Here is a 21,323-nt window from a genome sequence, read left to right as displayed (position 1 = left end):
GGGTATAAATAGGTTTTATAGAGGTTGTTTAACGGTATTCGACAATGCTAATTTTATGCTGACCCGTAAGCCGAAAAGGGTAACTAGAGTAGGCAATAAAAAGCAGCAATTATGAAAAGAATTTTATTAATTTTTGTTTTATCCTTTTTTAGTTTTCAACTCTACGCACAAGTAGGATTACTTAGTAGTAATAATAAAAATTCCTATCAAAAGGCACCCATAGATTCTATTCATTATCCTTCATTGATAATAACAAAAACGTTGGGTGCGATCACTCCTGTGAGCGATACAGCGAGCTTGATAATCAATTATTTCAATCAAAACGAGCAAAGAATTGACAGTTTAAAAGATGTGGTTAATAAGCAGGATACTCGTCTTTATGCTTTGCAAAACACATACGATGATGTTGCAAAAGAGTTAAATGGCCTGAAAGCCTTATCGAAGGAAGAGAAGAAAAAAAAGATGCAAGAGATAACAAACCTCACTGAAAGATTGGATCAGCTTCAAAAGGACAAAGATCAGGCAATTAATATGATTAATCAACTCTCAACTGAACTAGGTCATCTTGTTGCCAAATCAAATTCTTTTGAAGCCCTGAATAAAGAGCTTATAAGCCAGGTTATCAATAGCTATGCAATTGCTTACAACGAAAAATTATCCACCCAAAAAAAGAAAGTTTCAAACCTTTTTAATGATCTATATAAGAATCAATACAATATAAATAGTTATTGGTTTTTGATTGATTCTAACAAGCAAGATTTTGATAAAGGAAAATTTTTGGATACTTTATCTGATATATATAGTAAAATAAGAATTCTTGCTGATGATAATAATATCACACAACAAATACTTACGAAAGCCGTCCAGCAATTAAATACCCTAAAAGATTCGTCGCAAAAGATTTCGATTAATGATTTAGAGGAATATGCAAAACTAAAAAACAAATGGAACCATCTTGCCTTGGATACAACTTTGATATCAAAGTCATTATTGGAAACATCTTTAAACCTTGAAAAAACGATTGAATTATATAATCAACTCTTAAAAAATAATATTAAGAATAAACAAATTAAAGAGTCTTCAGCAAAGACAACAGACTTTGGTGCATTTCCACAGCTTACATCAGTGCTGGGTAAGAAAGAAATTATACCTCAACTTCAATTGTATGGAAGCTACAATTATGAAAACAACAGTACTTCTTTTGAAGGAAATATTGGATTGTCATTTGCAGCGTCTGGTAATGCAGATACTGGAAACATTCATGATATTTTCTTGCCTAGCGCCAGTAAATTTCTGGTATATTCAAACTTTAATTATAGTTTTTGGTCAACAAACCAAAGCAATTCCAGAGATAAGGACTCTGCAAAGCGTATTGCCTTAAAACTATCTTTTGGCTTTGCTGGAAAAAATCTTGTATTCGACACTGCTAAAACAATTAATGCTATTAATAGTACTATGCTGTATGCAAAAGCCGGTCTTGAGCTTGGTATTCTTCCAAAAAGATTTAGTATTTACGCTAATGTAAACACCGTCAGCCTAATGGATAAGGTTGATCAATTTAATATGGCTACCGGCATAGACTCAAAATTTTTTGGTTATATTGATTGTGGAGCAAGATTTTTTCTAGACCCTGCCCCACAGGCAAAAATTGACCTTGGGCTGTATATATATTCTGATATAAATTTTATTGTGAATGGAGGTGATGTAAAAAGATTAACAAAGACTAATGACCTGGTAATACCAAGCATACAAATTGGGATTGTGAAGAGATTAGGAAGACTTTGATGAAATGCTTTTGTAACGGCCAAAGAATTTACACGTCTGACCACTATAGCTTAGCTTGATAAGGTTATTAGGGTGTAAGATATACCTTAGCTTCTATTTCATTTTGTTCAATAAACCTATTATGCGAAAACGTATAATCGCTAAAAGTTGGATAATAGCCCTACATTGATGTCATGAGGAGTATCAATGAACTGAACTCAAAAAATGGTAACATTGGCACTCGCAGCGGAATATAATTGCATGCCCAGTGTGAAAGCTTATTCCAGTTTTTGTCGGTTAGGCTTGTTAACATAAGATTACTTCCTGTTACGGCGTCAGCTATTTCAAATGGTACCTGAGTTATTGCTACGAATCAGCCACCGTGGTTGTAACATACTTGGCAGGGGTTGAAGAAACCGGCGTCCATTGGCCGGTGTTTGAGAGATAATGTTTGCCCGCAGATAAAAGATAAGATGCCTTTTTATTGTTAAGAAGTTCAAGCGAGTAACACAAAGGACAATGATTGTGATAATGTAGCATTAGTCTGAAAAACCACCATGAATACTTAACCGGATTTTAATGGGTAGTTAAGTTTTTGAAGCTTTGTTAAGGAAAACGGGCGAAGCACAAAACACCAACCGAAGCCCCACTCACCATTCACCATTCACCCTCTTGTCTTCCTAAGCCCGCCGAAGAAAAGGGGCGAAGCACAAAAAACACCAACCGAAGCCCCACTCACCACTCACCATTCACCACTCACCCTCTTGTCTTCCTAAGCCCGCCGAAGGAAAAGGGGCGAAGCACAAAAAATACCAACCGAAGCCCCCACTCACCACTCACTATTCCCCCTTCCCCGTTTTCAACAGCCTCTCCAAATCCGTTTGACGGTAAAATATTTTCTGTTCCACTTTTACAAAAGGCAGTTTGCCTTTGGTGCGCCAGTTATACAGGGTGCGCAGGCTTACGTGCAGCATCTGCATCAGGTCTTGTTTGTCTAAAAAGCGTTCATGGGGCATGGCGCCTTCTGTGGAAGGGGATGGGGAGGGTTGGGAGAGCTTTTGCACTGCTTCCTTTTTTGTTTGTTTCATACAACTACGGCATTTTATACAATAAAAATGTTTGGGTGGGATAGTAAGTAAAAAAGGCAGGCCAGGGTAAGGCCGTAACTACTAATCTAAGCAGCAGCCCTGCTTTTAAAAAAATGAAAATGCTGTCGTTAAAATTCTACAGGGCATGCGGGTAATGTTATTAACGGGATGAGTGTGGGCTTGCAATGTTCCAGAGGAACATTTTGTGGGTAGTACAACCATGCCCCGGGTCGTTATGTTCCAGAGGAACATTTTGTGTCCGTCCCCGCGCCGTTTTTAAAACGTTAGCGTGAGTTTTGGGTGTAGCACACACATCTATTGGATAACGTTATTTTACTTTTTTGTCCCCGTAACAGACACGGGACAGGCTTGACACAAAAAAGTAGCAAAAAAAGTCAAGGAAGAAACGATATACAGCACGTTTCTTCCATACGCCCTGATTAAGCTTTTGTACTACTGTGACTTCAGCAGCAGAATTTTCTTCTACAAGGCTTACTAAATTTGATGAAGCTGTTACAACGGATGATCCTACCTGATTTTTACTTGTATGTAGCATTACCTGTATTGAATGGTATTGTTTTTACTTTTTTGTCCCCGTAACAAACACGGGACAGGCTTGACACAAAAAAGGCAACCGGAATGGGACGTTGCGTAAAAAAAGTCAAGGAAGAAACGATATACAGCAGGTTTCTTCCTTGCACCCTGATTAAGCTTTGTACTACTGTGACTTCGGCAGCAGAATTTTCTTCTACAACAAACCCGGGGACAGGCTTGACACAAAAAAGTCAAGTGTAAGTTTGGTTTTTTAATGAATGTTTTCGCAAACGCGAAAACAAACAGTGAAAATCCATTTTATCCGTGTCATCCGTGTTCTATGTGTTTCTAAGCTCTGAATGTCAGGTTGAGCTTGTCGAAACCGGGTTATGCAAGTTGCTTTTTCATGAATCCGCCTTCGATTCCGAAGTTTCGGAGCTTAGGCTGACACCCTTAACTTGATGACATTGGGCAGCAACCGGCTGCCCCAATAACTGGAATGGAATTTGACGACGCCGCTTTTTTGCCTGGAAAGGCAGCAAACCAGGGGGGCCAGATGGTACGAAGATGGTACGGAGATGGTAGCCAGAAGGTACCTGTAAGGTGAATGCGTCCTGCAAACCATGTTAGCTGTACAATGCGGGGTGGCAAAACTCGGCAAACCCCGGCAAAACGCGGCAACAAAACTGTTCTTTGATGTTTACGGCGGTACGGCGTTTTAGCTTTGAATGGAGACGCAGGGAAAGTGACCATCACCCGGCCCTGAAAAACCATTTTAAACTTAAAAAAACATGTTATGGGTAAATTTGAAAAAGGGATACTCGGTCCGTTTAGCGGCAAAGTAGGCCCCGTTGTTGGCGGCGACTGGAACGGCATCAGCTATATGCGCAGCAGGCCCGGCCGCAGAAAGGGCAAAGCCAGCGCAAAGCAGGAGCAGCAGCAGGCTAAATTCTCGCTGGTGTCAAAGTTTTTAAAACCGCTGAAAAACTTACTGGCCATGGGCTTCCAGGATGGGGCGGTAAATATGTCCGGCTTTAACAGCGCTTTCCGTTACCACATGCAGTATGCTGTAGCGGGTGTTTACCCGGATTACACTATTGACTATGCCGCCGTTATGATAAGCAAGGGCGGTTTGCTGAATGTGCACAGCGCCAATGTGCAAAACGGCGGAGACGGCAGGATACTGGTTTCCTGGGCCGATAACAGCGGCGCCGGGGATGCCTCCAGCGATGATGCCTGCATACTGGCCGCCTACTGCCCGGAGCTAAAAACGGCGGTATATAACACCACCGCGGCGCTGCGGGGTTCAATGGAAGCATCCCTGCAGGTAAGCCAGTTTGCAGGCAAAGAAGTGCATGTGTACCTGAGCTTTGCAACTGCCAGCGGCAACAGAACAGCCAGCAGCTTATACCTGGGTGGCCTGGTAGTGCAATAGTTGCCAGGGGCTTTATTACTTATGTTAACAGGCGTAGCGTAAACTGCTGCGCCTGTTTTGTTTGTTGGAGGAGATAATGCCACGGAGGCACGGAAAGATGGGTGTAAACAGAAATGCGAATATCCAACAAGGAGCAAGGAATTTTGAATGAAGAAAGGGCGCCCCACTCACGATTCACTACTCACCATTCACGATAAGAATATCGAGCAAGGAACAAGGAATTTTGAATGAAGAAAGGGCGCCCCACTCACGATTTACTACTCACCATTCACGACAAGAATATCGAACAAGGAACAAGGAATTTTGTATGAAGAAAGGGTGCCCCCATTCACGATTTGCTACTCACCATTCACGACAAGAATATCGAACAAGGAACAAGGAATTTTGTATGAAGAAAGGGTGCCCCCATTCACGATTTGCTACTTACCATTCACGGTAAGAATATTGAGCATGGAACAAGGAATTTTGAATGGCCAAGCGAAATACAACCCACTTGCGATTCCCGATTCACCACTTGCAGATTAAATAACAAAGGCATTTGGTGGCGGGCAATAGTACCTTGTCGCGACTTCGTTGCGTCGCACTACGTTCATCGTTCTGTTCATTGGGCGGCATTTCAGACCCGGGTGGAAGTTTGTCAGCACCTTTTTGACCATCTTGTTAGGCAGCAGGAGGGTTCGGAAGTATAATTTCTGTTTTGCTTCCCCGTCCGGGTGCACTTTTTATGGAATAACTGCCGTTAATCAGCCGCATGCGGTTAGCCATGTTATTTAATCCCAATCCCGAGAGATGGGATGAATTTACCAGATCGCTATCAAAACCCACTCCATCGTCTTCTATGATGATATGCAGTCTTTTTTCTTCATATAAAATGTCAATTTTTAAATTGGCGGCTGCGGCGTGTTTCACAAAATTATTCAAGGTTTCCTGAACAATCCGGAAAATGATCAATTCTGCCTGCAGGCTGTATTTCTTTTCCTCGCCTTGCATGTTTACCTCCGCCTGGTAGAGCCCGGTTTTTTTTAGCAACTCAATTTGCTGCAAAATTGAATTGACGAGCCCGCTACGGTTAATAAAATCCGTGTTGAGGCTTTTGGATAAATTTCGCAAATCCTGTATGGTACGGGTAAGCTGAAATTTGGATTCATTTAGTTTAGTTTCCGCATCCGGATAATTGTTGAGGTTGATGGTATTGATGGTAAGCTTTATAAAGCTTAATGACTGTCCGATATTGTCGTGAATTTCCTGGCTTATTTGTTGAAAGGTTTGTTCCTGCACTTCGAGTTGGGTTTTCAGCAACTCGTTTTCGTAGGCAGATTGCATGGCTTTTTGCTCTGCCAGCAGTCCTTTTTTTCTTTTGTTGATGTAGGCTGCTAATACGATGACGAAAAAGACCGCCATCAGCAGGAAGATGGTCGTTGCTACAATGGCTATTATGATCTTGCTTTCCTGCGACATATAAATGCAATCAATAAACAGGAATATAATAAAATATTTACCGTGTAGTTGATATAGCCATATACTTTTATACCGGTCTTATTTTTGTATTCCTGCAATTCTTCCAGAAATATATACAAGACGGTGCTGCCCATGGCGGAAAATAAAACTCCGATAGCCAGCCAGAAATACTCCTGGGTAAAAAGGCTTTGCTGCTCGTTATCATCGTCAATAATCCGGTATACCAGGTATCCGCATGCGGCAGCAAGCAGCAAATTGCCCAGGATTTCTGTTACGTAATTGTAGGCATGCAGTTTTTGAAAAAAAAACAAGTTAATCAATCCCCAACAAAGAAAAACCGCTATAAAAATACCTAGGATATTTTTAGCAGAATGCATTTGAGGGGCCTGCCTAAACAGCCATAAAAGAAATGACAGCCGTATTAGCAGTAAAATATTAAAGGGTCCGGCATTGGTTTTTACCTTTAGGATGTCGTACTGGTACCAGCCGAAAGTTTCTGTACATAATATCAAAGAAAACCAGATAATAAATAAACGCCAGGGGCCAGTACCTTTTGTAAGTAGTAGTAATCCAGCTACAAAGAGGCACCATTCTGCAATAACCGTAGGGTTTAAATAATTTTTTATCATGGGCAGTTTGCTGGGCAAAGTTGGCCGTTATCATATTTATTCACAAAAGCAGAATGCATTTTTTCGATCGGACAAAGATTTGTTTTAGGGTCTCTTCCCGTAGTATCAATTTCAAAATTGCTTCCCTTCTTTGTAAATGCCATTTGAATCATTAATCTTTTTCGGTACTTCTTTTTTCCATCAGCTAGCAAAATGCCGGTATCTCCATAGGCGGAGAAATAAAATTTAATACCATCAATAGGATCAGACTTAGGATGTAATGAATCCTGATACCTGATTTCATCAGCAAACTCTTCAATCATTTTTCTGCAATAACTCATATATTTTGTATCCGAGGGCAGAACATTGCTAACGTTTGGAATTCGATTTTCGGGATCATCAAGATAAATAGTTTTTTCCAGGGCCGGTAGCATGTTGGTTGCATAATTTGAAACCCATGTCGCAGCCTCCTTATCAGGAACCTGATTATCTTTTCCGCTAAATCTTCCTCCATCGGGGATGTAGTAGTAAACGGGGGAAGCTTTTGTTTCAATCGGGGAAAACAGGATGCTTAATTGATTTTTCCACACCGGGGATGACACTGTATTAGGTAATTGCACAAATACAATTCTTATTCCCTCAAACTTATGGACACTATCAAAATATTTGATCATCTCGTTAAAGCTATTAATAGGTAAAAAGATGCTATCGTTTGTTCTTATGCCCAATCTGGAAAATATGCTGTCTGATTTTTCACGAAAATTAGCAATCCTCTCTGCCGCATCTTTGCTATCAACATAGGCTGATGGTAAAGGTCTTTTTTGAGCTGTGGTAGACATTGTTAGTATCAACCCGGTGAGTAAAAGCATGAATTTTAATTTCATTATATTTTTCATTTTAAAGATTTTGAAGCAATATGCTGTAGAAAATATTATCCTGCAACCGTTAAAAAACGGTTTTTAATTAAGCTTTTTAATTATCCAATTAAAAGCAGAATCGGAAAAAATAAAATCGGGACTAAAAAGCCAAAGAGTTATATAATCAGCACTCTGAGTTGTTAGTTTCCTCTTTAAACATAGTCCTCTTTTTTAGCCTTTAGCTTGCGGCCTTATGACTTCAGCCGCCCTCTCCGTGTCTTTGCGCCTTAGTGACTTCCCTACAAATGCAGTAAATCACACTATTGTAAAATAAAAAATAATTACTACTTTAGTCCCCATACACCCGATAAACCATCTACTGCCAATGAATCAACACCCTTACCGGCTTGCTGCCACTTTAAACCTGTATTGCTGCCACGAATTACTTATTTTGCCCTGCATAGTTTTGATTTTAAACAAGCTGGCCAGGACGAGTTGCAGCCGGCTAAAATTGTTTGTTGAATGACTGACATTAAAGATTTAGAAAAAACATTGTGGGCTGCCGCCGATAAACTGCGCAGCAATATGGATGCGGCTGAATATAAACATGTAGTGCTCGGGCTGATATTCCTCAAATATATCTCCGACGCTTTCAATGGCCGGTACGACCAGCTAAAACTGGAACTGCAAGACCCCGGCAGCGAATGGTATGTTGCCGAAGAACAGGCGGTGTATCATACCCTCAACGATAAAGACGAATACAGCAGCCACAACATATTCTACGTGCCGGAAAAAGCCCGTTGGGGTTACCTGCAGTCCAAAGCCAAATTACCGGAGATTGGCAAGCTGGTAGATGATGCGATGGATGAAATTGAAAAGTTAAACCCGCCCCTAAAAGGTGTACTGCCCAAAATATATGCAGACCCGGACCTGAACAAACAACGGCTGGGCGAACTGATTGATCTTATCGGCAGCATTGGCTTTAACCAGCCGGGGCATAAGGCTAAAGATTTGCTGGGGCGGGTGTACGAATATTTCCTCGGGCAGTTTGCCGATGCAGAAGGCAAGAGCGGCGGACAGTTCTACACACCCGCTTCCATAGTAAAATTGCTGGTGGCCATGCTGGAACCTTATAAAGGCCGTGTGTACGATGGCGCCTGCGGCAGCGGCGGCATGTTTGTACAGAGCGAACATTTTATTGAAGAACATGGCGGCAGGCTGGGCGATATTTCCATTTACGGGCAGGAAAGTAACCCCACCACGCTGCGTCTTGCCAAAATGAACCTGGCCATACGTGGCATAGATGCGAAAATAGAATTGGGCGATACTTTTTTAAACGACCGCCACAAAGACCTGAAAGCTGATTTTATTATGGCCAACCCGCCTTTTAATATCAGCGACTGGAGTGGTGAGCAACTGCGGGAAGATATCCGCTGGAAATACGGCGTACCCCCGGTGGGCAATGCCAACTATGCCTGGCTGCAGCATTTTGCGCACAAGTTAAGCCCCAATGGCACGGCCGGTATTGTGCTGGCCAATGGCAGCATGAACAGCAATACCGGCAGCGAAGGCGAAATACGCAAAGCCATGATAGAAGCCGGATTAATAGATTGTATGGTGGCGCTGCCCGCTCAGCTTTTTTATAATACCATGATACCTGCCTGTCTATGGTTTTTAGCCAGGAATCGCAGTGGTACTCCCCCTTCAGGCGGAGCCAGAGGGGGCTTTAGGGATAGGAGCAATGAAATATTGTTTATTGATGCCCGCAAGCTGGGTGTAATGGTTAACCGCCGCAACAAAGAACTAACGGATGCTGATATAGCAAAGATTGCAGACACGTATCATAAGTGGCGTAATAAGGCTGATGACAACTTGAATTTATCCGATGTCACCCTGAGCTTGTCGAAGGGTATATACCTGGACATACCCGGTTTCTGCAAAGCAGCCACTATGGATGAAGTACGCAACAACAATTACGTACTCATGCCGGGGCGCTATGTAGGCACTGAAGAAGCCGAAGACGATGGGGTATTGTTTGCAGATAAAATGGCGGCGTTAACAGCAACGCTTGCGGAACAATTAAAACAGGGGCATGCGTTGGAAGAACAGATAAAAGCCAATTTAAAAAGTATTGGGTTTGATTTATGAGCCCGGCGACAGTGCTGCTATGAGGCTTCCGTTGCGTCGCACTCTTGTACTCTTTTTTATATCATTGTGCTGACGTAAATGTTATATAATGCTAATAATTTCAAGCAAAGTATACAGAATATGAGTCTTAACAGTTGGAAAGAATATAAACTTGGTGAATTATGTAAAAAAGTGACATCAGGAGGTACACCTTTGCGTTCTCGAAAAGAATATTATGAAAACGGTAAAATACCTTGGTTAAAAACAAAGGAAGTTGCTAACGGTAGAATCTACACCACTGAAAATTATATTTCGGAAATAGGATTAGCAAATTCTTCGGCGAAATTAATCCCTCAAAATTCTATAATAATTGCCATGTATGGAGATGGAGAAACTGCGGGGAGGGTAGCAATCAATAAAATTCCATTGTCAACAAATCAGGCTTGTTGTAACTTAATTATTAACGAAGGGATTGCGGACTATGAGTATATATACTATTATCTGTTAAACTCCTATGACTACTTGGTTAATTTGAAATTAGGCAGTGGACAGCAGAATCTTAGCGCTACAATCATTAAAAATGTTTCAGTTCAACTTCCGACTCTTGATTATCAAAAAAAATTAGTATCTATTCTTTCTTCCTTAGATGACAAAATAGAACTCAACCGCCAAACCAACCAAACCCTGGAAGCCATTGCACAAGCCTTGTTTAAAGAATGGTTTGTAGATTTTAATTTTCCCGGCGCCACCGGTGAAATGGAAGAGAGTGAATTGGGCGAAATACCTAAGGGATGGAGGGTTGGGAAGTTGGGGGATGTCTTAACAGTAAAAGGTGGAACTACTCCCAGTACTAAAGTTGCTGATTATTGGGATGGCGAATATTACTGGGCGACACCAAAAGATTTATCTACACTTCAATTCCCTGTTTTATTAAATACAGAAAGAAAATTAACAGAGAAAGGTATTAATCAAATTAGTTCTGGTGTATTACCCGAGGGTACTTTATTGCTGTCATCCAGAGCGCCTATCGGTTATCTTGCAATTACTGATATTCCAGTTTCAATCAATCAAGGGTTTATTGCAATTAATGGTGGGAAGTTGTCGAATATTTTTCTTCTTTATTGGCTAAGACAAAACATGGATAAAGTAGTAGGCAGAGCTAATGGTTCAACATTTTTGGAAATTAGTAAAACAGTGTTTAAGGAAATCGAGATAATGTTTCCCAATAAAGAGCTAGTAGCAACTTTTGATAAGAATGTGTTACCATTATTTGAGTTAATAAAAAATAATGAAAAACAAAATCAAACTATTATTCAACTACGCGACAGTTTATTGCCAAAATTGATGAAGGGAGAAATAGCCGTGACTTAGCACGTATTTTATTGTTTGTTCAAAGAAAAACAACTGCCATGAATTTTGACAAATTGGTTTTAAAAGACCCATCCGGTAATGAGGTAACCATCGATGCACAATCTTTTGGTTTAGCAATTGCTTTGGGTGAGATGCGATCCCATGTGGCGGAGCAGATGAAGAAATCAATACAAAACCCAATGATGGTTGTCGAGGGGAGTAATGGTGAAAGACTTTACTGTTTAGGTTACAAAGTACCGCAACTGCATTTTTTTATTTCTCATGTAATAAACAAAGAAGAGAAATGGTATGTAGATTATTATACTTTGGAATATGACGAAAATATTATGCACAGGATGATTCAGGAAGATAAAAAGGTTTTCTGATTGTAATATTCATGGACTGAACTATAGAAAGTTTCATAGCTAAAATAACAATAACATGGAAGATATCTTTAAACCTCAAAGCCTTACTATTAAACAACTTTTTGGGAATGCTGATGCTCTGTATCAAATACCACGCTATCAAAGGCCGTATTCCTGGGGAGATGAGCAATTAGATAAACTTTGGACCGATTTGAGGGAAGCACAGGAAAACGAACCAAATTATTTCCTGGGCTCAGTTATCACAGCTAAACCGGAAGATGCTTCTAATTACATTGACATTGTTGATGGTCAGCAAAGACTTACAACCCTTCTTGTTTTGTTGTGTGTGTACAGGGATATGTATCCTGAAATAAACAGCGATATCTTAGATAAAGACCCTTTCGCTATTGATGCGAATATTATTAAAACTTCCATCAAATTTAATGACCGCTTTGAAAGATTACGCCTTAAAACACACTCCAACCACGAAAGCGACTTTCAGGAATTGATTTTATCGCCTGGAGCAGCCATAGGAAATGAATATCCCTATAAAAGAGATTTAAGACGGCAGGAGGAGCCGAAATATAAGTTTCTAAATACATCAGCTTTTTTCACTGAAAAATTGGAGGATTTGGGAGAGGAAGAAGCTGGTACATTCATAAACTACTTATTCAATAAAGTAAAAATTATTCGAATTGATTGCCAGTCGGTAAGTTTTGCTATTAAACTATTTCAGGTGTTGAATGATAGAGGGCTTGATTTATCTAACTCAGATTTGATCAAAAGCTTCTTAATCGGCCAAATACACAAAAAGCACGTTGATGATCCGGAACAAAGGAAGCAGAAAGAAAACCAGTTTATGGATGATTGGAAGTTTTGTGAGACTATAGCTATTGACACAGAAGAAAGTATGAATGACCTTTTCGTAATGTATGAATATTACCTTTTAGGTAATAACCCGGAAAAATCTTTATACGATGAATTGGTTAGAGAGTTCGAAACAAAAAATCCCAACCAGGTAATAGCTGATTTCAAAAGATTCGTCAGCTTTTATAAAAAGGATGTTTACAACAGGGAAGATTCTCTCATGTACGGATTTTGGTATTTGAGGTGGACAGTGTACTGGAAAACAATTGTTCTAACAGCATTGCATTCTGGTTACCCTTCTTACGAGGAGTTTTTGCCAATTCTCAAGAGATATTACTATTTAAATTGGATTGCAGGCAATACTTTGTCCAAGATCAAACAGACGTCATTTAACATTATTAAATGGCTAAAAGAAAAAAGACCCTTGTTTGAGATTAAAAGTGATCTTGAAGCATTATTGACAGATCCTGGTAATCATACCATAAACCGCGCTATTGTTAACCTGGACAATGATGTTTACTTTGAAGCCTGGTGTAAGCCCTTACTTCTTATGATTGAGTATAATCAGCAAGACAATCCTCCGTTTTATCTGATGTCCGATAAAAATATACATATCGAACATGTTTTGCCAAGAGGGTTTATGAAAAATCCTGAGTGGGTTCATTTTAATAATGTAGAGGGGATCGAAGACTGGATAAATAGCGCCGCAAATCTTACGTTGTTAAGTGGTTCTAAAAATATAGCAGCAACCAATGCAGGTCTGGCGTTAAAAATAAAGGCATACGATGGCACGGGCAATCATATTGCCAGCGATACTAAAATCTCATCGTTCATAATTACACAGAAAATAGTAAATGACTATAATGGTGGTAAATTTAACGGTGAATGGAATACTGATGCACTGGAACATCGTTATAGGTGGTTTTGTACAGAGGTGGAAAGGCTTCTTCAAATAGATTTGTCAGAATCAAAAAAAGCATCCTTTAAATCTGAAGCAGTTGAAGAATCTAATAACTGAAGACGAAATAGAACAGATAGCACTGGATATCCTCATCAACGAGTTGGGATATGAGAAGCTATTTGGCCCAGATATCATCGATGCGGCTGTTCCGGAGCGTACTTATGCGGAAGTGGTATTGCCTCACCGTTTACAGCAGGCCATAGACCGTATCAACCCGCATATACCCGCAGAAGCCAGGGAAGAAGCATTTAAGAAAGTATTGCGGGTAACGGGTACTGATGCTATCAGCAACAACGAAGCATTTCATGTAATGTTAACGGATGGCATAGACGTGAAGTTCAGGCTCCCCTCTCCCTTGGAGAGGGGCGGGGGGGTGAGGTCTGATAAGGTTTGGCTGATAGATTATACCCCCGGTAGCAACAAAAACGAATTTTTGGTGGTTAACCAGTTTACCGTTATAGAAAACCACAACAACAAACGGCCGGATATTGTGTTGTTCATCAACGGACTGCCGCTGGTGGTAATAGAACTGAAAAACGCCACAGATGAGCAGGCAGATATATATGCCGCCTACCAGCAACTGCAAACCTACAAACGCACCATACCTTCCCTGTTTCACTACAACTGTTTTATGATTGCCAGCGATGGCTGGTTTGCCAAGGCCGGTACCATCAGCAGCGGTTACAGCCGCTTTATGGAATGGAAGAGTGCGGATGGCGAACATATTGTAGATACCAGCCTGCAGGAAGAACTGGAACCCATGGTAAAGGGTATGCTGGCCAAACAAAACCTGTTGGATATCATTCGTCACTTTATTGTATTTGAGAAAGGAAGGGATAAGACCATCAAAAAGATCGCGGCTTACCACCAATACTATGCGGTAAACAAAGCTATTGCCACCACCGTAAAGGCCTCCGGCGCCAATGGCGACAAACGGGCCGGTGTTATATGGCATACGCAGGGCAGCGGCAAGAGTTTAAGTATGGTATTTTATACCGGCAAAATGGTCGTAGAGCCCGCTATGAACAACCCGACAATTGTGGTATTAACAGACCGCAACGATTTGGATGACCAGCTATTCGGCACCTTTTCAGACTGCCAGCAATTGCTAAGACAGGAACCCAGACAGGCCACAGACCGGAAGATGTTGCGGGAGCTGTTGTCGGTCGCCTCGGGTGGCATCGTGTTCACCACCATACAAAAATTTCTGCCGGATGAAAAGGGCGATACCTTCCCCATGCTTACCAGCCGCCGAAATATCGTGGTGGTGGCAGACGAAGCACACCGGAGTCAATATGATTTTATAGATGGGTTTGCCCGCCACATGCGGGATGCCTTGCCCAACGCCTCGTTTATCGGCTTTACCGGCACACCCATTGAAAAACAGGATGCCAGCACACAGGCCGTATTTGGCGATTATATTGATGTGTATGATATAGAGCAGGCCGTAAAAGATGGTGCAACGGTGCGCATCTTTTATGAAAGCAGGCTGGCCAAGGTGAAACTATCTGAAGCCGACCAGGCCATTATGGACCAGCAGGTGGAAGAAATAACGGAAGATGATGAACTAACCGACAGGCAAAAACGCTTTGCCAAATGGGCAAGCAAAGAAGCGGTGGTGGGCAGCGACAGCAGGTTAAAGCAGATTGCCAAAGATATGGTGGCCCATTTTGAGGAACGTACAAGGGGAAGCAAAGGCAAAGCCATGTTTGTAGCGATGAGCAGGCGCATAGCTGTTGAACTGCATGACGCCATTGTTGCACTTAAACCGGAATGGTACCATAAAGATGATGACAAAGGGGGCATAAAAGTTATCATGACAGGCAGCAGCAGCGATGGCCCCGAATGGGCGGAACATATACGCAACAAAAAGCGAAGGACGGATATCGGCAACCGTTTAAAAGACCCTGACGATGAACTGAAAATCGTGATTGTCCGCGATATGTGGCTGACTGGTTTTGACGCACCGGTATTGCATACCTTATACATAGATAAGCCCATGAGCGGCCACAACTTGATGCAGGCGATAGCAAGGATTAACCGGGTATTTGGCGACAAGCAGGGCGGGCTGGTAGTAGATTATATAGGCATTGCACAGGATTTAAAGAAAGCATTGGCCATTTATACTGAAAGCAAGGGGAAAGGCAAACTCACCCATAACATTGATGAAGCCGCCGATAAAATGATGGAACTGTTTGAAGTGGTGGCAGGTATGTTTGTGAATTTTAATTACAAGGCTTACTACGGCAAAACAGCCCGGGAGAAAATGCAGTTTGTGCTGGAAGCGGCTAACTACATACTCGGCCTGACGGAAACGGACGGCGAAGGTAATACCATCATCAATGGCAAGCAGCGGTTTAAAGACCATGTAACCCGGTTATCACAGGCTTTCGCCTTATCGGTAACACACCCTGATTCAAAACTGGTAAGGGATGACCTTGCCTTTTTCCAGGCCATCAAAGCCCGTATTGCCAAGTTTGATGAAAACAAACGCAAACGCAGCAACCAGGAAATAGAAACGGCTTTACGGCAAATCGTAAACGATGCGGTGCTTTCAGAAGATGTAATAGACATCTTTGATGCCGCGGGCATTAAAAAACCCGACATTTCCATCCTTGATGATAAGTTCCTGGCCGAAGTGAAGAACCTGCCGCAAAAAAACCTGGCGCTGGAGTTATTGAAGCGGTTGCTGGAAGATGAGGTTGCGGGCAAGGCACGGACCAATATTGCACAAAGCAAAAAGTTTTCGGTGATGCTCACTGAAGCCGTGAAGCGCTACCAGGCAGGCTTGTTAGAAGCAGCACAGATTATAGATGAACTGATACAGATGGCGCAGGAGATGAGAGAAGCAGCAGACCGCGGGAAAAAACTAAACCTTCGGGAAGATGAACTGGCTTTCTACGATGCACTTGCCGAAAACCCAACCGCCGAAGCCATCCTCGGCGACGTCACTTTAAAAGCCATCGCCCACGAGTTGGTAGAAAACGTACGCAAAAACACTTCTATTGACTGGCAACTGAAAGAAAGCGTACAAGCTAAAATGCGTACCTTAATAAAACGTATCCTCCGCAAATACAAATATCCCCCTGATGATCCTGCAACAGGGGAGTACACCGTATCTGTAAGCAGGGTATTGAGCCAGGCAGAATTGCTGGCGGATGGGTGGAGTGGGGAGAATGGACTGTAAAAAGCTACTTATGAAATTTACGCACCAGACAAAATAGGCATATCAAAAAATAAACGGGTAATTTTATCTATCAAAAAGGATGCGATGAGTAAACTTATAGACTCAATATATATACGAAATTTTAAGTCAATAGAAGAATGCGAAATAAGGGAGTGTAAAAGGATTAATTTATTTATTGGAAGGCCGAATGTAGGAAAGTCTAATATTGTAGAAGCCCTGTCTGCATTTTCCGTTAGTTACTTGAAGGAGAATGCGTCTAAAAAATTATCAAATCTCATACGCGTAGAAAACGAATCCGAATTATTTTACAATGGCCGATGGGAAAATGAGGCTTTAATTCAAACTAGTATTGGATCGTGTACAATAACTTTTCATCCTAAAGAGTTCCTGTATTTTCATATTAATATAAACGGTGAAAGCTTTGGCGCAAGGATAAATGAGAAGCTTAATGTTACTGCTCTTGCTACAAATGGTTTTGCCGAAACAAATATTAAAAGGTACAATTTTAAGACTGATGTAGTATACAAAAAGGGGCACTCAAAGTATTTGATCCCGCCCTTTGGACAAAACTTGCTTTCTATAATTGAAAACTACCCCAAATTAAAAAAAGACATTATCTCCCTCTTTAGTGATTACCAATTAGAGATAGCCTTTGACAAGTCAAGCCAAACTATGAAAATTATCCAAAATAACAGGGACGGTATTTTTCTGATACCTTATAACTCAATAGCGGATACACTACAAAGGATTATTTTCTACAAAGCAGCCATAACATCCAATAATGATAGCGTGTTGCTGTTTGAAGAGCCTGAGGCCCATTCATTCCCGCCTTATATGTCGCACCTTACGCAGGAGATGATTTATAAAAAAGATAACCAGTATTTTATCGCCACCCATAGCCCGTTTATCCTGAATGACCTGCTTGAAAATGCACAGGAAGAATTGGCGGTTTTTAACGTTGATTTCAGGGATAAGCAAACAGTAGTAAAAGCTTTAAGTCGCGATGAATTGCATGAAATACTGCAGAATGGCGTAGATATATTTACCAATAATGAAATGTACCTCTGATGGATTTGGCGATTATCCCGGAATGTTATGTTGATACAAATTTGGCCGAAACCCTTGTGCCGCCAATCAGCAAAGGCTACAACCATCAAAAAGGTTGCGGAACTGTAACAAAAGTAATGAAGGAGAATTTCAGGGACCGTTTTGCCGTGGGAATTATAGATAAAGACAAAAGAGATGTTGATTATTTGAAGGAGTTTGACGTTATTATTGCATCCAGCTCTTTGTTGTTACATAAACACCCAAATAGGCATCATTACATCATTCAAATATCACCAGCCATTGAAACAATGATATTAAAAAACGCTGGTGAGATGGATGTTACTGTTGGTGATTTTGATTTGCCAACTAATATGGATGATTTTAAAAAAGAGTCGAAAAGAGAAAACAGCAAAAAAGACGACCGGTTTAAAAGATTATTTAAAGCCTTGAAAAAAGTTGGTGCGCCTGACTTTGTAAAGTTGGAATCCTGGATCAGGTATTTAAAAGAAAAGCAGTACGATGCTGACATGGATGAATTAAAAGCCCTATAATTTTTATGACTGCACTTAACTATTCCTGTTTTGCCTGCTTTTACAAGCTTGATGAAATTCTTTGTCGGCTTTATGTTGATATCCGAAAGGATGATGTTGTATTGCCCAAACATCCGGAGATTATTTTTGTGATGTTGAATCCCGGAAGCTGTGATAATGAAGGTAAATTTTGCGAAGAAGTAAGGGTAAAACCGGATGCAACACTGCATAGGATTATTACTTTTATGCAAGCAAAAGATTTATGCCATGGCCGAATTCTTAACCTGTCAGATATCCGCAATGAAAAAAGCGGCAACTTCTTTAAAATGCTCGCCGGGCTTGAAAAAGAAGGAAATTCTAAGCATTCCATCTTTCATGCTTCCAGGGAAAAGAATTTATTATCTCTGGCTCCGGAAACAGTTCCTGTATTGTTTGCATGTGGTACTAATCCAAAAGCGAGATATCTATTGAATGCCGCTGTAAATTTTTTTGGAAACGACCGGATTATCAATCGTGGGCTTAATTTTTATCATCCTCTAATGCGGCCAAACAAGAACCGGGAGCGAAAATGGCTTGATTTAGTTTTGGGATTAAATTTACAACCTATAAGAAAAGTCTATGGATTAAGCCTTTAAAATTCACAGTCTTTTTCTAGTGACATAATAGTTTCAACCTGAATAAGTAATTGTAAAACATACCAACTGAATAAGCATGATGGAATTTAATAATGGGATAGTTTATATACTGACAAACCCTGCTATGCCCAATATGATAAAGATTGGTTTTACAAATAACGAAGATGTAAAAATTAGAATGGCGCAGCTATATTCAAATCCCGGGGTACCATTGCCTTTTGAATGCGTATATGCGGCAAGGGTGTCTAATGCTCAAAGAGTTGAAAAAGCCTTACATACTGCTTTCGGTCCGGACAGGATTAATCCTCGCCGTGAGTTTTTTGAGATAGAGGCCACACAGGCAATAGCTATTATTAAGTTGTTGGAAATTGAAGATGTTACACCCAAAGTCGCGGTAGAAAAGGAAGAAGTGGACGAAGTTGACAGGGAAGCTGGGGAAGCGTATGCACGGAAAAAAAGGCCCCGTTTCAGTTTTGGCCAGATGAATATACCTGTTGGCAGTGAACTTGTGTCAGTAGCCAATGGAGAAATGGTTACAGTAGTTAGCGATAGGAGTGTGAATTTTAGAGGCGAGGAAACATCGTTAACAAATGCGACCAGGGTAATTCTGGAAAATGGATATCATGTTGCTCCTGGCCCTTACTGGACATATAATGGCAAAAAGTTGCGTGATATTTATAACGAGACCTATTTGTCTACTGAATAAATCAACAGGCCTTACTGCGGCTGATGACCATATGATCAGACTGGGGTGTCGGAAGTTCTGCCATTAGAAGTGTTGTGACTAATAATCTAAATCAGGTATTTAATAATTTAGTAAATCTAAAATGGTTTGTGTTTTAAGGACTATGGTGAAGAAGAAAGTTAAACGGTATTATAAGTTAAAGATTGATAAGAAGAATAAACACGGTTGTCATTATTATAACTAAGTTATGAGTTGCATCAATTATACTAGTAAACTAAGAACTAATGGATTCAGAAATCTTGAAGCATCTATCACCAATGAGAATATTTGCTAATAAGGAAAGTGAGTTTTTTATTCCTCAGCATTGGATTAAAGAGGAAGGTCGATTGCCAAGAAAAATAAAAGGCTGTACGCACTATGTTAAAGCGGGGCCTAATCAAAGAGAAATCTATACCGAATATTTTAATCCCGACTTTTTAATTGATGTGAGGGGAAAATAATCTAAAACCTTTGGATAAATCATAATGATAGCCAATATGAAGAAAAGGAAGCATGATCCCAAAAAAAGAATTGCAACCTCTAACTGGAACAAGGATGATATAAATCCGGCTATTAAAACTAAGATTCGTTTTGTTACAAATAAAGTTCCTTTCGCTTTCAATGAAACATTTTTGAATGATAAAGAAAGATTGAAGGCATTATTCTTTGAAAGAAATAAAGCTATCCCTAAATATTTTATCAAACTTTCGAACGAAATGAAAAATAAAAATAGAGTAAATGATATACTTAAGTATGCAACACTATATCTCGATGGAGGCTTTTTTATTGCAGCTATTAAAACAATGCAAACGCATCCAAAGCAAACTATCGTAAGCAGCAGACCAAATGCAAAGATTGCAAGAAAGTAAAAATTATTGCTAGTTGATTCAGGAATGTCAATTCCCGTTCGCCTAAGAATATCAATAAATAAATGTAACGCCAGTGCAAAAATTGTGTGCGAGTATTGTGTTTTAATTTTTGTGTGATAGCCTTTCGAAGCATTATCAATAGCTTAAGATGGTAACCACTTAGTCACTGTGTAAGCCTTAAATCAAAAAGACCCTTCTTTGGAGGGAAAGCTTTATAGCCACTCTAACCGTTGAAGAGTAAGATACATCGAAGTTTGATACATATTTGTCTGTGGTGCCTGCGAGAGCTGGAATATTTCGATTTACGCATTATAGGCAATGGCTTAACAGAGAAAGAAATAGATATTTTGTATATGCCGTAATTTGTTGGCAGTAATCTAAATTAAAGTTAAAGATGGATAAACAATCATTAATTAATGAAATAGAGCAAACACTTATTCAAACAAATCAACAATTGATTAAAAACGAAGTTTTTGGTAATACGCCATGGACTAGAGAAATGAAGAAGGCGCTTGGAAATTTGGGTAAAAGTAGAGGCTTTAAAATTTGTGCCGCCTGCAAAGATGAAGACTTTGAAACAGAGTGGCTATATGATCTAATATGGTATAAAGAAAATTTGAAAGGGAATTTAATCGAAGTGCCATTGGCTGTAGAGTCTGAATGGAGTATGGGATGGAAGCATATAAAATTCGATTTTGAGAAACTGCTTGTAGCGAATGCTACTTTAAAATTAATGATTTGCTGTTCTTATGAAAAAGATATACCCCCGCTATCCGAAGAGTAAGCGATAGCGGCTCTTCGGATGTCTGATAAAAGCCAGACTTTGTCTGGCTAAAGAGCGGTTTATGTTGGTGTCCTGACTTGTCCCCCTCGGATTTAGTGCGGTTATAATTATTTGATTTTCAATTACATTATTA

18 protein-coding genes are annotated in these 21,323 nt (G+C 40.4%); 14 read left to right on the top strand and 4 right to left on the bottom strand.

From position 1 onward, the window contains the following. Positions 1 to 111: 111 nt before the first annotated feature. On the top strand, positions 112 to 1,785 hold the full coding sequence (locus F0364_RS03910) for a hypothetical protein (RefSeq protein WP_153796447.1): 1,674 nt from the start codon (positions 112 to 114) through the stop codon (positions 1,783 to 1,785). An 818-nt stretch (positions 1,786 to 2,603) separates the two neighbouring features. Here the strand turns inward: F0364_RS03910 and F0364_RS03905 are convergent. Further along, entirely contained in the window at positions 2,604 to 2,852 is a 249-nt protein-coding gene (locus tag F0364_RS03905; RefSeq protein WP_153796446.1) for a helix-turn-helix domain-containing protein, read from the bottom strand. Between the two features lie 1,330 nt (positions 2,853 to 4,182). On the opposite strand from F0364_RS03905, the gene F0364_RS03900 reads away from it, so the two are divergent. Then, positions 4,183 to 4,821, top strand: a complete 639-nt coding sequence (locus tag F0364_RS03900) for a DUF6266 family protein (protein WP_153796445.1) — start codon at positions 4,183 to 4,185, stop codon at positions 4,819 to 4,821. A gap of 660 nt (positions 4,822 to 5,481) precedes the next feature. Here the strand turns inward: F0364_RS03900 and F0364_RS03895 are convergent. From F0364_RS03895 to F0364_RS03885, 3 genes are read right to left on the bottom strand one after another with little or no spacing between them, the layout of a single operon-like run. Beyond that, on the bottom strand, positions 5,482 to 6,279 hold the full coding sequence (locus F0364_RS03895; protein WP_153796444.1) for a sensor histidine kinase: 798 nt from the start codon (positions 6,277 to 6,279) through the stop codon (positions 5,482 to 5,484). Then, a complete protein-coding gene (locus tag F0364_RS03890) occupies positions 6,255 to 6,908 on the bottom strand; it encodes a hypothetical protein (protein WP_153796443.1) in 654 nt (217 codons plus the stop codon). The genes F0364_RS03895 and F0364_RS03890 overlap by 25 nt, the downstream gene beginning before the upstream one ends. Continuing rightward, the gene (locus F0364_RS03885) at positions 6,905 to 7,783 is read right to left on the bottom strand and encodes a hypothetical protein (protein ID WP_153796442.1); all 879 of its coding nucleotides are present in this window, start codon (positions 7,781 to 7,783) and stop codon (positions 6,905 to 6,907) included. Before F0364_RS03885 ends, F0364_RS03890 begins: the two co-directional genes overlap by 4 nt. A 483-nt stretch (positions 7,784 to 8,266) precedes the next feature. On the opposite strand from F0364_RS03885, the gene F0364_RS03880 reads away from it, so the two are divergent. The 12 genes from F0364_RS03880 to F0364_RS03825 all read left to right on the top strand — a co-directional run bounded on the left by F0364_RS03880 (position 8,267) and on the right by F0364_RS03825 (position 21,190). Further along, positions 8,267 to 9,892 carry a class I SAM-dependent DNA methyltransferase gene (locus F0364_RS03880; RefSeq protein ID WP_153796441.1) on the top strand — a complete coding sequence of 542 codons (1,626 nt, stop codon included), beginning with the start codon at positions 8,267 to 8,269 and terminating at the stop codon, positions 9,890 to 9,892. Between the two features lie 120 nt (positions 9,893 to 10,012). Continuing rightward, on the top strand, positions 10,013 to 11,242 hold the full coding sequence (locus tag F0364_RS03875; RefSeq protein WP_207632505.1) for a restriction endonuclease subunit S: 1,230 nt from the start codon (positions 10,013 to 10,015) through the stop codon (positions 11,240 to 11,242). 38 nt (positions 11,243 to 11,280) lie between these two features. Continuing rightward, positions 11,281 to 11,607, top strand: coding sequence for a hypothetical protein (locus F0364_RS03870; RefSeq protein WP_153796439.1), 327 nt, complete (start codon positions 11,281 to 11,283; stop codon positions 11,605 to 11,607). Between the two features lie 55 nt (positions 11,608 to 11,662). Continuing rightward, a complete protein-coding gene (locus tag F0364_RS03865; RefSeq protein ID WP_153796438.1) occupies positions 11,663 to 13,471 on the top strand; it encodes a DUF262 domain-containing protein in 1,809 nt (602 codons plus the stop codon). After that, positions 13,452 to 16,601, top strand: a complete 3,150-nt coding sequence (locus tag F0364_RS03860) for a type I restriction endonuclease subunit R (protein ID WP_153796437.1) — start codon at positions 13,452 to 13,454, stop codon at positions 16,599 to 16,601. The genes F0364_RS03865 and F0364_RS03860 overlap by 20 nt, the downstream gene beginning before the upstream one ends. 84 nt (positions 16,602 to 16,685) lie before the next feature. Continuing rightward, positions 16,686 to 17,669 (top strand): AAA family ATPase, encoded by a 984-nt coding sequence (locus F0364_RS03855; protein WP_153796436.1) that lies wholly within the window; start codon positions 16,686 to 16,688, stop codon positions 17,667 to 17,669. After that, entirely contained in the window at positions 17,669 to 18,199 is a 531-nt protein-coding gene (locus F0364_RS03850) for a hypothetical protein (RefSeq protein ID WP_207632504.1), read from the top strand. Before F0364_RS03855 ends, F0364_RS03850 begins: the two co-directional genes overlap by 1 nt. A 5-nt stretch (positions 18,200 to 18,204) precedes the next feature. Beyond that, a complete protein-coding gene (locus F0364_RS03845) occupies positions 18,205 to 18,813 on the top strand; it encodes a DUF1643 domain-containing protein (RefSeq protein ID WP_153796434.1) in 609 nt (202 codons plus the stop codon). A gap of 76 nt (positions 18,814 to 18,889) precedes the next feature. Further along, positions 18,890 to 19,519: a GIY-YIG nuclease family protein gene (locus F0364_RS03840; protein WP_207632503.1), complete on the top strand. Its 630-nt coding sequence runs from the start codon at positions 18,890 to 18,892 to the stop codon at positions 19,517 to 19,519. Between the two features lie 263 nt (positions 19,520 to 19,782). Then, positions 19,783 to 19,998: a hypothetical protein gene (locus F0364_RS03835; RefSeq protein ID WP_153796433.1), complete on the top strand. Its 216-nt coding sequence runs from the start codon at positions 19,783 to 19,785 to the stop codon at positions 19,996 to 19,998. Between the two features lie 36 nt (positions 19,999 to 20,034). After that, positions 20,035 to 20,406 carry a hypothetical protein gene (locus F0364_RS03830; protein ID WP_153796432.1) on the top strand — a complete coding sequence of 124 codons (372 nt, stop codon included), beginning with the start codon at positions 20,035 to 20,037 and terminating at the stop codon, positions 20,404 to 20,406. Between the two features lie 394 nt (positions 20,407 to 20,800). Next, positions 20,801 to 21,190: a hypothetical protein gene (locus F0364_RS03825; RefSeq protein WP_153796431.1), complete on the top strand. Its 390-nt coding sequence runs from the start codon at positions 20,801 to 20,803 to the stop codon at positions 21,188 to 21,190. Positions 21,191 to 21,323 lie beyond the last annotated feature (133 nt).

It is taken from the genome of Foetidibacter luteolus (assembly GCF_009650435.1).
Classification (GTDB): Bacteria; Bacteroidota; Bacteroidia; order Chitinophagales; family Chitinophagaceae; genus Foetidibacter; species Foetidibacter luteolus.
Note: the sequence above shows the minus strand (reverse complement) of the source record. Positions and strands in the feature narration are given on the sequence as shown.